Origin of the sequence: Paraburkholderia sp. RL17-347-BIC-D, from assembly GCF_046027915.1 — a bacterium.
Classification (GTDB): Bacteria; Pseudomonadota; Gammaproteobacteria; order Burkholderiales; family Burkholderiaceae; genus Paraburkholderia.
The window spans coordinates 77,919-92,622 of record NZ_JARESS010000019.1; the positions used below are offsets into that span (position 1 = coordinate 77,919).

Annotated in this window: 12 protein-coding genes and 2 pseudogenes; 6 read left to right on the forward strand and 8 right to left on the reverse strand. The window is 58.3% G+C overall.

The window, feature by feature from the left end:
* Nucleotides 1–17 precede the first annotated feature (17 nt).
* Nucleotides 18–656: pseudogene (locus P0D96_RS24485) on the reverse strand (error-prone DNA polymerase); the annotation flags it as partial.
* Here P0D96_RS24485 and P0D96_RS24490 point away from each other — a divergent pair.
* Nucleotides 657–992: pseudogene (locus P0D96_RS24490) on the forward strand (helix-hairpin-helix domain-containing protein); the annotation flags it as partial.
* Between the two features lie 588 nt (nt 993–1,580).
* On the opposite strand, the gene P0D96_RS24495 reads toward P0D96_RS24490, so the two are convergent.
* Nucleotides 1,581–1,880: a hypothetical protein gene (locus P0D96_RS24495; RefSeq protein WP_408315773.1), complete on the reverse strand. Its 300-nt coding sequence runs from the start codon at nt 1,878–1,880 to the stop codon at nt 1,581–1,583.
* A gap of 470 nt (nt 1,881–2,350) precedes the next feature.
* On the opposite strand from P0D96_RS24495, the gene P0D96_RS24500 reads away from it, so the two are divergent.
* Entirely contained in the window at nt 2,351–2,821 is a 471-nt protein-coding gene (locus P0D96_RS24500; protein WP_408315776.1) for a PRC-barrel domain-containing protein, read from the forward strand.
* Between the two features lie 626 nt (nt 2,822–3,447).
* Here the strand turns inward: P0D96_RS24500 and P0D96_RS48815 are convergent.
* The 3 genes from P0D96_RS48815 to P0D96_RS24510 all read right to left on the reverse strand — a co-directional run bounded on the left by P0D96_RS48815 (nt 3,448) and on the right by P0D96_RS24510 (nt 5,804).
* The gene (locus P0D96_RS48815) at nt 3,448–3,690 is read right to left on the reverse strand and encodes a hypothetical protein (protein ID WP_494478615.1); all 243 of its coding nucleotides are present in this window, start codon (nt 3,688–3,690) and stop codon (nt 3,448–3,450) included.
* A gap of 284 nt (nt 3,691–3,974) precedes the next feature.
* A complete protein-coding gene (locus tag P0D96_RS24505) occupies nt 3,975–4,496 on the reverse strand; it encodes a hypothetical protein (protein WP_408315778.1) in 522 nt (173 codons plus the stop codon).
* Between the two features lie 978 nt (nt 4,497–5,474).
* Complete coding sequence (locus tag P0D96_RS24510) at nt 5,475–5,804, reverse strand: response regulator (protein WP_408315781.1); 330 nt, start codon at nt 5,802–5,804, stop codon at nt 5,475–5,477.
* A 553-nt stretch (nt 5,805–6,357) separates the two neighbouring features.
* Between P0D96_RS24510 and P0D96_RS24515 the strand changes: the two genes are divergently transcribed.
* Complete coding sequence (locus tag P0D96_RS24515; protein WP_408315784.1) at nt 6,358–7,452, forward strand: ArsO family NAD(P)H-dependent flavin-containing monooxygenase; 1,095 nt, start codon at nt 6,358–6,360, stop codon at nt 7,450–7,452.
* Nucleotides 7,449–7,871 (forward strand): arsenate reductase (glutaredoxin), encoded by a 423-nt coding sequence (arsC, locus tag P0D96_RS24520; RefSeq protein WP_408315787.1) that lies wholly within the window; start codon nt 7,449–7,451, stop codon nt 7,869–7,871. The genes P0D96_RS24515 and arsC overlap by 4 nt, the downstream gene beginning before the upstream one ends.
* 82 nt (nt 7,872–7,953) lie before the next feature.
* Here the strand turns inward: arsC and moaA are convergent, their stop codons facing one another.
* The 3 genes from moaA to P0D96_RS24535 form a co-directional block, all read right to left on the reverse strand.
* On the reverse strand, nt 7,954–9,081 hold the full coding sequence (gene moaA, locus P0D96_RS24525) for a GTP 3',8-cyclase MoaA (protein ID WP_408315790.1): 1,128 nt from the start codon (nt 9,079–9,081) through the stop codon (nt 7,954–7,956).
* A gap of 79 nt (nt 9,082–9,160) precedes the next feature.
* Nucleotides 9,161–11,638, reverse strand: a complete 2,478-nt coding sequence (locus P0D96_RS24530; protein ID WP_408315793.1) for an arsenate reductase (azurin) large subunit — start codon at nt 11,636–11,638, stop codon at nt 9,161–9,163.
* Nucleotides 11,639–11,654: 16 nt separating this feature from the next.
* Nucleotides 11,655–12,179: an arsenate reductase (azurin) small subunit gene (locus P0D96_RS24535; protein ID WP_408315796.1), complete on the reverse strand. Its 525-nt coding sequence runs from the start codon at nt 12,177–12,179 to the stop codon at nt 11,655–11,657.
* 176 nt (nt 12,180–12,355) lie between these two features.
* On the opposite strand from P0D96_RS24535, the gene P0D96_RS24540 reads away from it, so the two are divergent.
* Complete coding sequence (locus P0D96_RS24540) at nt 12,356–13,234, forward strand: substrate-binding domain-containing protein (protein ID WP_408315799.1); 879 nt, start codon at nt 12,356–12,358, stop codon at nt 13,232–13,234.
* A gap of 10 nt (nt 13,235–13,244) precedes the next feature.
* On the forward strand, nt 13,245–14,702 hold the full coding sequence (locus P0D96_RS24545; protein ID WP_408315802.1) for a sensor histidine kinase: 1,458 nt from the start codon (nt 13,245–13,247) through the stop codon (nt 14,700–14,702).
* The last annotated feature ends 2 nt before the right edge of the window (nt 14,703–14,704 follow it).

Genomic DNA, 14,704 nt, shown 5'->3' on the forward strand with positions numbered 1-14,704 from the left:
TCATGTCGTCTCAACCTTCAACAGAAGTTCCTTGTGGGTGACTTTAACTCGCCGAGCAGACGCGACATGTCAACGAGTCTGTGAGCGACTAGATGTCGGACCTCCCCCTGACATTGCCAGACTCCGTACACTGCTAGCAAGGAGGCGCCCAGCGCCTCTTTGCGCTGCTTTTCGAGCAGGCTCGGCCAAATAATCACATTCACGTTGCCGGTCTCGTCTTCTAGCGCGACAAACATCACGCCTCTAGCTGTGCCTGGCCGCTGGCGCACAGTGACGATGCCGCAGCCGCGAGCAAGTCGCCCGTCGCGGTACGTACGCAGCGTAGACGCGGGCATCAGCTTGTTTGCCATCAATTGCGGACGCAGCAATTCAACGGGGTGCCGACCAAGCGTGAGACCAACCGACCGGTAGTCTGCAACTACGTCTTGAGCTTCCGACGGAGCGGCGAGTTCAGGTGTTTCGTCCGATACAGCCGCCTGAGCAAGCATATCCTTGTCAGGCACGGCCGCGACGGATTGCCATAGCGCTTCACGACGATTGCCCGCGAGTGCGGCCAGGGCATTGGCGTCGGCGAGAACATGAAGGTCCTTGCGGTCAAGTTGCGCTCGACGCGCGAGGTCGATGACGCTCTTGAAAGGGCGAACGGCCCGAGAATTATTTTCGAGCAGATTAAGGGCTTCGGCGAATATGGATTCCCCGAGTCTCATGCTGCGAGTTTCGCTCTGCTCGTCTACGCGAGCAGTTGGCTGAAGTGCCATGAGCCTGAAGCGTTTCTCGCCGCAATGCTGTGTTCGCAACCGATGGGATTCTATTCACCCTCTCAGTTGGTCCAAGATGCACAGCGCCACGGAGTAGCAGTTTTACCAGTGGACGTGACTACCAGTGGATGGGATTCGGTGCTTGAACGACATGAAGGGACGCAGCGTCCTTCCGTTCGGCTGGGGCTTTCGCTGCTTAGAGGGATGAAAGACGGAGCGGCCGAGCGCATCGAGACTTTCGGCGAAACTCCGTTCGTAGCCGCGTTCAAGCATCCCGTTGACGATGCGGTCATAGTATTTTTCGAGGCCGCCTTTGCGTTTCCACGCAGCCATTGATTGTCCAGCTGTGCGGCTGGCTGTGTGCGACGCAACTTGCGGTCAGCTTGCGAGTTCTCCGTTCATACGATGCAATGGAGAGTCTGTCCGGTCGCAGGGAGCAATGCTCACCAGAACCGTTGAATCTCGAGCTCTGACCAGGTTATCGCACGCCACACTCCGCCTCCACGCGCGAAGCTGTGGAGGTTTTTTTGTATCTAGCTTCGTGTCCGTCGCCTCGCATACCAGTAGAAGCTCGAAAAGCTGACCCAGAGAGCCGGCTGCCCAGGTGATGGAAAACGAACGCTGAAGAGAAGAGCCGCGCCGTCAACCGCCCGGCGGAGCCATGACTCTTGGCCCACGAGCCGTTCGGCGGCGCGCCCTTGCGTGGCCAGCACGGGCCGCCCCCGACGTGCCGGATGCTATCCGGTTGCGTCACGCTACCGCATAACGCTCCGGACCTTGACCTTGCGATTTACGCGGGACGCTTCTGCAGCAGCACCGCCGTCAGTAGGTCTTCTTCATGCCGCCACCCTCGGAAGCAGGTGCATCCATTCCACCCTTCTTCTGCGTCTTGGGCTTCATCTGCTTTTGCGACATGTCGCCCGACTTCCCCATCGTGTTCGCGCCGGATGCGCCAGACGGTGACTCCGTCGTTCCGGTTGCATTCGGCGTTCCCATTCCGGTGCCGCCCTGGCCTGCACCAGCGCCCCCACCACCACTTGTGCCCGCGCCCTGCGCATAGGCGATGCCAGACAGACTCAGAACGAATGCCGATAACACTAAACCTTTCGTAGCAACTCGCATGATGGTCTCCCTCGTGTGCAAAGCGACCGGTTGCGACCCGGGTCGGCGCAGCCCTCGCTGCGTTGAATCGCGCAATTCCTGTGCCGCTGTTGGCCCTCGCAAAGGTACCTCGATTTCAGCCTTCGCCGTTCGCCGTCCCCCAGGAACTATTGCGAGCACCGCAACGGCCCGCGCACTGACACGCGGATGCCGCTTCGCCGCACAGAGGGAGGTTCCGCTGCTGTCGGTTTTCAAGGCGGACGACATCTCGTCTACAGAACGGAAGTGCGCTGGCGAGAAGAGATTGTCCACAGACGACGGGCGGATGGCATATCAATCTGCTGACCGGTTAAGCCCTGCTGAACCTTGGACTTCGACTGCCGGGGCACGAGCCAGCAGGCAGCCATCGCATGCACCGCATGCAAGGCGCGAACAAAATCGTGGCATGCGCGTTGCGCGTCCCGAGGCATCCACCTTTTCAGGAGCAGGCCATGACAATCCTTGACCCCCAAACGCAGTCCCAGACAGGTGGCACAGGTGCGAACATAGTTGGCGGCGGAATCGGCGATGGGCCGGGGCCGGATGTAATGGCCGCCTCAACCCTGGATGGCACCAAGGTGATGTCGTCTGATGGAGAACATATCGGAAAAATATCAGACATCATGCTCGACGTGCGCAGCGGCCGCGTCGCATACGCTGTTCTCGCAGAGGGCGGCTTTCTAGGTATGGGCAGCACGCTGCACGCCATTCCGTGGAGCGCGTTGACGCTGGACACCGACGAAAAGTGCTTCTTCGTCGACATAACGGCCGAACAAATCAAGAACGAGCCCGGTTTCGACAAGGACCACTGGCCATCCATGGCGGACGCACAATGGGGCGCCACGGTCCATCAGTACTACAACCGGGACCCGTACTGGGCTGCTACCCGCGCTGCTAGCAAAGGAGACGTGACTGACATTTAACAGTTCTGTCCCCGACAGGCGGCATACGAAGCGGCCGCCGCCTGCCGGACAGCCGCACCGGCAGCACCCAGTACACTGGGTCGCTGACTCCTTCAGGAGGAAACCATGACGAATCATCGAAAGGCACAGACACGCGAGGCGGGCCGCGAAGATGATAAAGATGACCGACCAGGAGGCACGTCGCAGTCGTCTGGTCCGCCAGTTCCTGACAGCGCTGCTCCCGTTTTGCAGTCAGAGGACGATGACCCATTGGTCGACGAAGACGCGCCGGCATAAGGTGCGCCGGAACTAGGTGGAGCGCCGACACGGAACATTTCCAGTCAAGTACGCAATGAGTGGAGATAGCTGCGACGGTCGACCCACTCGTCCAGACCGACGCTGGGGGGCCGCAGAGGATGCGAATCCGGCCGAGGCATCAAGGCCGCGCCGGCCTGCAGTGAGGTGCGCCCGACGAGAAGCATTCTTCACTGCGGCCATCTTTTTGTCGCGCGCTACGTCGCGACGGCTCGCATCACCGGCCTTTTCGATGCCTTCTTGCAGCAGTCTTATGCTGCCGGCCAATACATCAACCGTTCTATCAGACTTGCAACTGCCAATCGAGTCTTCCTGGCGCTCTCCTGATGAAATCAAGTATCTCTGCCTTCAGGGTCGAAAATGTCGGAGGTCTCGTTATCATGGACTTCTCCGGAACCGTAACATCGTGTGCAGAGCTGCCACTGCTCTCCGTCGCATTTTGGGCACGTGATGGTGTTGGACGTGCGAGACATGTCTGAAACAGTCTCGTTTTCATTTATCTGCACCCTTCCCCTCCCGCCACATTTTTCGCACTTGATTTTTCCTTGGCCACCACATTTCTGACAGATAGTCATGGTCTCCCTCCTGGCGGTTAGGTAGAGATGACCATACTACTCCGAACGCCTGGGAACACGAACCCAGATGCTGGCCTCCACGAACCCGCGCGAGCCTTTGCCATTCCCTCTTTCAGAAGGGCGATTTCGATTGTCCGCTCTAGCCAAAAGATAGCTGGACGCGCGGCTAAAGGACCAACAGAAATTTGGCTACAGGGCATCCGTTTGCGGAAATCGGCATAGGCCTCACTGTGTCTCGCGTACGCAAGCCCTTTATGGAGAAACGTGAGACGTTCCGGCCCGCTTTAGCCCTCTAGTGAAAACGGTGAGCCGCCAGTGTTTTCCACGAACCACTGAAACGCGTCTTCAACGCTGACAAAGCTGACCCGCTCGCGCACGGCCTTGAGCGTTCTGACTTGCTCCTTAATGTCGGGAGGTGGGCTGCCATACGCATTCAGTACTGCTTTTCCCGCAAATACCCGTTCCAGTCTTACGTTGTCCAGCGCGAGCGTAACCTTGAAAAAGCCGCGCGAGATAGTGTTGTTTGTAAGGCTGTCGTCCGCGACGATGACTTGTACCGAGGTATCCGAGTCGGCAGCATCACCCCACAGGGTCGCGGTATCGGTCAAATCCGTGCCGATAAGTTCGCCAGCACGGGAATAGCCGTCATGCACGTTGGTGACGGTCTTGTGAATCGGGTCGATGAGGAACGATACATCCACAAGCGTCACTCCGTCAGGCCAGAGGCTATGCAAACCATGATACACGCTGAGGCTGCGCGCGGAACCGTCCCGGCTGGCAACGCGTTGCTCGGGCACACGGGCCATGCGGCCTGCTGGTGCTCACGGGGCTGGACAACGCTGGAGACGGCGCTGCTGTCTGCGAGGCCGGCGTGATTGACGACATTCACAACGTCGCTTTGAGCAACCAGAGGCGGTTTTCAATGTCCGCGCACGGAGCGGGACTTCGCCTTCACCTTTCCACCTCCGCAATAATCTGAAGCCCATTCAAGCCGTAATTTTCGGTTGCAGAACTCACGAATCCATGGTCATCCATCCCGGCGTCTGCGACGTTGAGGAGATGTACGGCATCAAGCCAACCCATCGCCCGAACACGAAACAGCTGGAGCGGACTATGAAAAACAGGCACGACCAGTCCCTGCGCTGGCAGGTGGAAAAGTGGCTCGCACCAGCTCCGGCGACACCCGTTCATGTGACCAGACTCAGTCGCACAGGGTCGGGCGGGCATCGCTATGTGTGCGTCGAGACGTCGTCACCAGCCGGAGTGCGCGCGTTGTTCTTCTTCAGGCAAGATGACGGCAGTTGGTCCGTGTTCCCGCCTACTTCCGACAGGCGGAAGGCGACCGTAGGGCACTTTCTCGGACCGGTGACCGCCGTCACCTTTTCGGGGGACGCATCGTTCTCTTTGATGCTGCACTCTGCCTGCCGGACATGAGACAGCTGTGTCGAGGCCGAACGCTGATGTCGAGCGAAAAGTACAGAAGTTATGTCATTTGCGGTCACGCTATCCTCCAGCAGGAAGGCATTCTTCAGACCGAGCGATACGTAGCGAATGGCACAATCACCAGGGATACGAAAGTCGTTGAAGCCACCGGCGGGCTCTGTGGGTTTGACACCGAAGAGGAAGCGGAATTGGCTCGGTTATCCCGCGCGCCAAAGGGTCACCTCCTGTTCGGGGACGCCGAGTGACTTACCGCTGCCCCCTACGGAACGGGCGCTCAGACCACCGAGCTGAGCGGCCCTGATTCGTCATGCCGAAATGCTTAAGAGGCGTAGTAGCGACGCCTATATCGTATCGATAGCCACCGGCTTTTGCCAGAACTCATCCCACTGCGTCGTGTCGCCAGACTTCAGCGGGCCAGCGCTGATTAGAATGAGAGGAATACGCGCAAGCGCTTGCTCCAGCTTCAGTTGATGGCAAAACTCAACGCCGCCCATTATTGGCATCGTCCGGCCTGTGATGATGAGGTCGGGCCTTCCCTCCCTAGCGACGACAAGCCCGCTATGGCCGTCGCTAGCGGTCAAGACACGATAGCCCTCGAATTGCAGGAGACGTTTCCAAGCCTTTGTCCGAGGGAACGGGCAACGCTGGAATCGCATGCGCAACAGCAACATTCCCGGCACTTGTCGACGTCGCAAGTGTTATTTTTTAGTGTACAGAGCGCGCACATTTACAGTGTGTTTGTGTGTAACGAAACATCTCGCTTGAAACATCGTTGATTTGGCCCGTGCCGCCTATCGGAGCGTTCGTGGAGAAACATGTGGGTGCGCCGCGAAAAGCTTCTTGATAGTGTCGGCACGGCAATCTCACCGAACCTCCGTACAGTTTCACCGTCGTAGCTAGCTCTTAATACCTTCGTGGCGTTGGGCACGCTCACCGGCAGCGACTGGCCAATGCCTCGATTCCATCGGCTGTTTCACGCGCCGCTTGTGCTATCGGAGGCAACAACTTCGTGAGTTCCCGCCGAGCAATGCATTGCTCGGCGGGTGACATGGTGCCCATGTCGGCATGAAGCTCGGATGCACGTTCTATGAGCAGCTGCAAACGTGCAGCAGACGGCCCGAGGCCGTGCGCAACCTTGGACAAGTCAGATATCACTGCTCACCTCACGTTCGCATTGACCGCAACATATCCGGTATTATCGAAGTATCACTTGGTCGACCTTCCATGTCCAATACCAACGTTCCCGAACCCAACCAGATAGATGTGGCGATTGTCGGGGGCGGTCAATCCGCTCTGGCCGTTTCCTATTTTTTGCGCCGCGCCGGCATCGGCTATGTGGTACTTGACGACCAACCAGCTCCGGGCGGCGCATGGCAGCATGCGTGGGATTCGCTTCGCCTCTTTTCTCCTGCTCAGTGGAGTTCACTGCCGGGCTGGCTGATGCCTTCGCCCCCAGAGCAATATCCGTCGCGCGACCATGTCATTCGCTATCTCACTGAGTACGAGAAGCGCTATGAAATTCCGGTTCAACGCCCGGTGGACGTGGCGTCCGTATCGCGACGTGACACGGGACTGCTCCTATCGACGGACAAGGATGAATGGCTGGCAAAAGCGGTTATTAGTGCGACGGGCACATGGGGACGCCCATACATTCCGGACTATCCAGGACATGGCAGCTTCGAGGGCGAACAGTTGCACTCAGCACATTACCGCAATCCGGATACGTTCTACGGAAAGGATGTCCTAGTTGTAGGCGGAGGCAATTCCGGGGCACAGATACTCGCCGAACTGTCGCAGTTCTGTCACGCAACCTGGGTTACGTTGGAACAGCCAACCTTTCTGCCTGACGAGGTCGACGGACGTGTTCTCTTCGAGCGTGCGACCGAACGATGGAAAGCGCGTGTGGAGGGACGACCGGACCCGGCGCCGAGTGGAGGTCTGGGCGACGTGGTGATGGTGCCACCCGTACGCGGAGCCCGCGAACGGGGAGTGTTGCATTCTGTACGACCGTTCTCGCATTTCACGGTAGACGGCGTCGTATGGAAAGACGGTTTTCACTCTCACGTGGATGCCGTTATCTGGTGCACTGGCTTTCGCCCCGCACTCGAACATCTACGGCCACTGCACATCCTCAACGACGCCGGCCGCGTAGATGTCGTTGATGGTCGCGCAGTGCAGGAGCCGAGACTTTGGCTTGTCGGATACGGGGAATGGTGCGGCTTCGCATCCGCGACGCTTATCGGCGTTATGCGCTCGGCGAGGTCGGCAGCAACGCAGATAGGCCAATATTTGAAAACTCTAGAGGAATCGACATCATGAGCGTCACGATTTATCACAACCCGGAATGCGGCACCTCGCGGAATACGTTGGCCATGATTCGCAACGCGGGCGTCGAACCGATTGTTATCGAGTATCTGAAGGCACCACCGACTCGCGAAACGCTGCTGGACCTCATCCGCAGGTCGGGGTTGAGTGTGCGAGAAGTCGTACGCCAGAAAGGTACTCCGTACGTGGACGTGGGCTTAGATGACCCACTTGTCACCGACGACCAGCTCATTGACGCAATGCTCGAGCATCCCATTCTCATCAACCGACCGCTGGTGGTGACCGACCACGGTGTGCGGCTGTGCCGCCCATCTGAGGTCATTTTCGACATCCTTCCCGAAGCCCAAAACGTGCCATTTAAGAAAGAGGATGGCGAGGTTGTAGTTGATGAGCACGGACACCGCGTCAAATAGCGGAACAGGCTCTACGGCGGCACGAGACGATGTTCCATACTCTAAGTGCAGGACGGACAGCGGTGGCTTCATCGATGCTACGTCAGCCGCCGATGAACGACATTTCGACTTTGGACTGGTCGTGAGCGGCGCTCTTTTCGCCGCGCTGTTCTGAATAGCGGTCGGCACGCCGCATCCACAGTTCAGCTACCAATCGGCGCAACGTCTCATCAGTGCATTCATCTCGTACGGGCGACCGAATGTCGAGGCCGTGTGTGGCAAAGAGGCACGTATAGAGCCGACCGTCCGCAGACAACCGTAGCCGCGTGCAATCCCCGCAGAAAGGTTGGGTGACGCTCGAGATGACGCCAATCTCTCCTTGGCCGTCGGCATAGTGGAATCGCATCGACGTGTCCGATGACTTGTCACGACCGGTCGGAACCAGTGGGAATACTGAGTCAATGCAACGGACAACCTCCGACGAAGGCACTACTGATTCTACATTCCAGCCATTGCTCGTGCCGACGTCCATATATTCAATAAATCGGACCTGCACGCCGCTCCCACGAAAGTGTCCGGCCACGGGGAGAATCTGTGCGTCGTTCACGCCGCGCTTGACCACCATGTTGACCTTGACTGGAGCGAAGCCGACTCGCAGCGCAGCGCCGATTCCTTCGAGCACGAGCGCGGCAGGAAAACCTACGCCGTTCATACGCTGAAACACAGTCTCATCTATCGAGTCGAGGCTGACGGTGATACGCTTCATTCCCGCGTTCCTCAGCGACTGTGCCTTGCGACTGAGCAGTGAGCCGTTTGTCGTCAGCGTTAGGTCGATATCAGCGCCGCAAGGCGTTCGCAGTCGAGCCAGCCGTTCGACAAGATATTCAAGGTCCTTTCTCAGCAATGGCTCCCCACCAGTGAGTCGAATTTTTTCGACACCGAGGCCAACGAACACCCGTGCCGCGCGCTCAATTTCCTCGAAGCTAAGCAATTCACGTCGAGGCAGGAATGCGTAGTCCTTGCCGAACACCTCCTTCGGCATGCAGTAGACGCAACGGAAGTTGCAGCGGTCCGTGACTGATATACGCAGGTCTCGCAACGGCCGCAGACGCGTGTCCCGAACCGATAGCTCTGCGGCCGTAACGTCGTGTGTACGGAAACCACGTTCCGTTGGGTCAGCGGCGCCGACTTCGACAAGCGGAATGACTCGCCCAAGAGTAAATGCCTTCATCGCAGCTCCACTCCCACGTGCGGATAGCCGTCGACCCAGAAAGAGAGAATCCGGCCGGCAATGCGCCGGCCGTCGTCACCTATGTATAACGGCGACTCTTGAAGCTGACCGTTTGCTTGTAATCCTCCATCGACCCGACACGACGAATGTTCGCCCACGTGCCCTTGTAGTACGGAATGATGTTGCGGTCCGTCCATGTGGTCGTGACGTTGTCCTGGATGCCGTTGATATGGCCGAAGACCATGAAGGTCTGGTCATGCTTCAGTTCGGCTGCCGGATAGGCCATTGCATACGTGGACCCAAAGTCATTGAAGACCTCGACGATATCGCCCGCGCCAATTCCAAGCCCCTGTGCATCGTCCGGATTGATTTCGATGTAGGCCATCGGGTCACGGGCTCGGACGAATTCGTTGTACTGGTCGTGATACACCGTTTGCCACACCTCATTCGTGCGGCCGTTGTTAATCCAGAAGCGGTATTTCCCTTTCTGGTCTGCAACCAGCTTTGGTAGTCCTCGCCACGGAGACGGCTTGAACTGCGCCTTGCCGTCTGGCGTATCGAATTTGCCGTCCATGTACATCATTTCGGTGCCGACCAGCTTGCCTCCTTCCCACGCCTTCGCTGGTAATTGCACCCCGTTGTTTGCCATAACGCGTAGCCGCTCGTAGGTGACCAGGTTTCCGGTATCGCCGCCCTGACTGTCTATCTTTTCCACACCCGGTTGACCCGCACGACGGAACCCATCGTTGAAAGCGTCTTCCTCGGTCTTCCAGTCGAAACCATCAAACCGTGCGGCCATCTTCGTATTGCCATCTTTCTGATACATGGCGCGTAACGTGTTGGCGACGCGCGCAGCGATAAGACAGTCTGGTATCGCAGTTCCCGGCGGGTCCATGAACCGCTCGGACAGGCGCATGCGGCGCTCGCCGTTCATCGACGTCAGATTCATTTCGCCGGGGTGTGTAGCTGGCAACATGAGGTGCGCAGCTTCCTGCAACTTTGTCGGATAGATGTTGATGTTCGTCACGAACAGACCACCCTTGCTGGTCGCGTCGTAGATGATGTCGACCATCTGCTCCGTACTCGCGCCACGGGCACCCTGCATCGCATCTTTAACAATCTGCGAGCGACGCAAGACCACTTCGCGCAATCCCTGTGCGTTGTTGCTCGTCTGGAAGTTATTGCACGCCCACCACGTCATCATCCGCCCCTTGCCGTGGATGAGTTCCTGGTCGATGTATATCTTCGTGTTGCCGGGATACGGCGGCCTCGTGTATCCCTCCTGGTGTCCGCCCATCCGCACGCAACCCGTACCTCGCCTTCCGACATTGTGAGTGGCCACAGCGACGTCCAGTAGCGACGACTGAATCAGATAATTGTCGTTGCCCCAGATGATGCCCTTTTCGTAGGTATGCATCGTCCTCGGCATCTGGCCGGGGGCCTTCGGCATATACGACCATTCCGCCGCCGTCCGGATTTTTTCAGCGGATACGCCTGTGATTTTGCTGCACTCGTCGAGTGACAACTTATTGGCCTGGACAGCCGCGTCAAACCCATTCGTGTGGGCGGCAATGAAGTCTTTGTCAATCCACCCTTGCTGAACCACGTAGGTAAAAATCCCGTTGAACAGTGCGATGTCGGTGCCCGGTTGGATGTCGAGGTGCATCACGTTGTCCTTTCCGGCTACCTGTTCGGCAATGGCAACGGTTGGCGTGCGTCGCGGGTCCACAAACACGACCTTCGTCTTCGGGAACGCCTCGCCAGGGAAGCGTTGCTTTTTCTTGTCGAGCGTCCCGCCCTGCAGGTTCGGTACCCAATGATTCAGGAAGTAATTCGTCTGTGTTTCGTATGAGTTCGCGCCGATAGACCAGATGACATCGGCCAGTTCGGCATCCTCGTATGAATTGTTCAGCTCGCCAACACCCATCTCGCGAGTCGCGTGGCACTCCGAGTTGTACGCGGGGCGGTTGTGAATGCGGACCATCGGGGTCTGTAGCGCCGTAAACATCAGCTTGCCGGAACCCCACGTGTTCTCAAAGCCGCCACCCGCACCACCATGGTCGAAGGCAGAAAAGACAATACCGCTCGGACCATCCTTGTCGAGCACCTTCTTCATCAGGCCCGCGTAGAGCGCCATCGCCTGGTCCCAGGTCGTATCCACCCACTGGTCGCTTAGGTAGATGCGCGGTTGTCTCAGCCGTTCCTGGGTGATTCCGTCCGCCGCGTACATGTACATCGCCATCTTGCCGCCGCGTGTCGAACTCAAGCCACTGTTCACGACGCAGCTCTTGTCCGGAACAATCATGATGGTGTGGCGCGAGCCATCGCGGTCGGTGACCACGTTTTCCATGGCAGGCGTCATGATGAGGGAGAGTGGCGGCACCTGTTTGCGAAAATCAACACCAAGCGCATTCTGGTTGGGAGCGCGGCCACCTTCCTGGTCTTCCGGCCATTTGTACACGTGGTACCCGCATCCAACGATGCAAAAATGGCAGGTCATGTTGGTTCGCTGGGCCGTGACCGGCGGTAGCGCAATGCGGTCCTTATCGGTAGGCATTTTCAGCTCCTCGAACTCAAAGAACGTTGGCCTGACGGCCGTATATCAAACCTTCCACGCCGACTGCTGACACGGTGCCTGTCTTCTCGTCATACTGAAGCCGCACCCGAGGCAGATTTTCGGTGGCCTGCCCAACAATCATCTGGCCGGCTTTTTCCGCATCGAACATACTGAAGTGGCAGGGACACTTGAAAACCTTCGTCGTCGGCTCATAGACAACGGGGCAGCCCATGTGCGTACACATGGTGCTATAGGCGACGATGTCCCCATCGGGGCCGACGCCACCCGGAACGCGGCTCCCAAGCTTGAGAGCTGCGCAGGGTGATGCAGCATCCGGATAGGTGAACGTAACAGGGGCGTTGACCGTCATGCGTCCCACCTGTCCGACGGCCTTTTTCGGGTAAGGGAGCTTTGTCTTGCTGGTATCCACGGGGTTTGCGGCCGAGCCCACGGTGGGAACCAGAGCAGAAGCTGCGGTTGCGGCAATCGAGCCGCCGCCCAATTTAAGGAATGTGCGACGCCGGATTTTGAGTTCTGACATGGTCTCCTCCTCGCTTGAATCTTGCTCGTGTAGTGGTTAGCATCGAGCTAACGGCAAGAGGTATGCCACGCGGTCCGACGTCCGCCGGAAGGCTTGCGCCAAGACGATTTGAATTCAGCAGACCTGATGGACGCCATTACCGTTCGGTAACGGTTCGTGAGGGGGAGAGAGCCGTTATGTCACCAATTCGTAACATCCGGCGGCGGCAAGTCCTACACTTCGCGCTAGGCCTTCCACTGCTCTCGTCCTTCAAGCTTGCGACTGCCGGCGAAGGCCCGACGGTTGCGTTCGGCACGACTGCCGTGTTCCTCGATAACGAAATCAGCTTGCTCGACCGTTGGGGCCGCGAGCTAGGCGAGGTATGCAACACTGATGTGACGTTTGTGCAGCGCAATAGCTATCGTGAGATTGATGACTTGCTTGCCGAGAACCGGCTCGATGTGGCGTGGGTGTGCGGGTTTCCATACGTCACCAACTCACAAACGATGCGCTTGATGGCGATACCGGACTATCAGGGTAATCCGCTTTATCGTTCATATCTAATTGTCCCCAGAAGCGATACGCAGACCACCCACATCACGCACCTTCGAAACCGCGTGTTCGCCTTTAGCGACCCACAGTCCAATTCGGGCTTTCTCGTTCCGACGACCGAACTGATACGTGCCGGTATCCGGCCGACCGGCTTTTTCAAGAAATCCTTCTTCACATATGCGCACAGAAAAGTCGTTGACGCCGTGACGACCGGACTTGCGGATGCGGGCGAGATTGATGGGTACGTCTACGACACCATCGAGAAGCAGTACCCGGAACGCACTCGCGACGTCCGGGTGGCGTGGCGTTCTCCCCAGTATGGTTTTCCACCGATTGTGGCGCGCCGCTCGCTCGACGATGAATCGTTTTTCCGTATCCAGCGCGCATTGCTTGGGATGAAAGACCGGCCTGCCGCTCGGGATGTACTGCAGCGATTGAACCTTGATGGCTTCGTGCCGGACGACGACAAGGTGTTCGACGGCATACGCCGCCTGGTTGCCATCCTGAACTCCGGGCCGGTTTAGGGCCGCGCAGATGCTGTCCCATCTCAGCTACCGCTACAAGATTCCGCTTGCGCTGAGCGCAGTTATCCTGCTAACGGAAATACTCGTGACCTTCGCGCTTGTAAGCGTAGCGGTTTCGGACGCCAGAAATGACCTTGAAAGCAGCGCCCAGAATCTGTGCCGAGTTCTCGCACTGTCGGTTCGCGACCCAATGGTCAAGGACGACCTGTGGCGCGCCTTCGAAGTGATTCGGACGCCGGTGGCGGTCAGGGAGCCCTCGAATCCGCTGGAGGAAATCGTTCTGTTCGACTCGAAGGCTCGGGTGTACGCCTCGACCTCTCCCCGAAAGGAACCTGTCCAGCGGCCGGTCGCCCAGCTTCCTTCCCAGTTCGGTACGGTCATCTCCCATCTGGGTGGCGCCGGTGACCCGTTCTTTTTCGACTTTCCGGGATTACTCGCGAGCCGCGACGTCACCGCCGGCATGCCGGTGAATTCGGATGACGGAAGCCGCCTCGGCTATGTGGTGCTGGTCTACGACGCCAACACCTTTTACGACCGTGTACGGTCAACCTTGCTCAAGCTAGCCGTGGCTACGGTGCCGGCCTTGCTACTGCTCATACCGTTGGGCTGGGTCTGGGGCGACCGGATGGCGAAACCGCTCCTACGCCTCGCAGCCGCAATGGGCCGCATTGGGAAGGAGCACCCTGAAAAAGTCGGCGCGGGTATCACAGCCCAAGGGAACGACGAGATAGGTCAACTGGAACAGCAGTTCCAGGCCATGCTCGCCGAACTGGCGCAGAAACAGGCATTGGAACGCGAAGTGGTTGTCTCCGAGAGACTCGCGGCGGTAGGCCAGGTAGCGGCCGGCATCGCGCATGAAATCAACAACCCGCTGGGCGGCATGCTGAACGCCATCGATACACTCAACACGCATGGTGAACCCGACGCCCAAACCAGAAAGACGTTGGGATTGCTCGAACGCGGTCTCGCACAAATCCGCGCGACGGTCGGCGCGTTACTGTTCGAGGCTCGCCTCGACTCGCCGGCAATGAGCCTGTCGGACTGGCAGGATTTGAAGCTGTTGATTGCGCCACAAATACAGGCAAAACAGGCAGCGTTTCATTGGGAAATTGAACTGGACGAGGCGATTGGACTGCCAGCGCATCTGGTGCGCCAGCTCGTTCTCAATCTGCTGCTCAACGCAGTGAAGGCCGTAGAGGTTGGCGGACGCGTTGACTGCCTGGTCGCAGTCAACGGACTTGGACTACAAATCACGGTATCGAACACGGGTCAGCACATATCCGGCGTTGCCATGGAGCATCTATTCGAGCCGTTCGGGTCGGTTGCGATAGCCGAGGGCCGACGCTCGTACAGCCTTGGCCTGTGGGTAAGCTATCAAATCGCGACGCAACTTGGTGGCACAATTTCAGTAGATAGCGCACCGGGGCGAACGTGTTTTGCAGTGCTGTTACCGGTTACTTCTCCATGAAA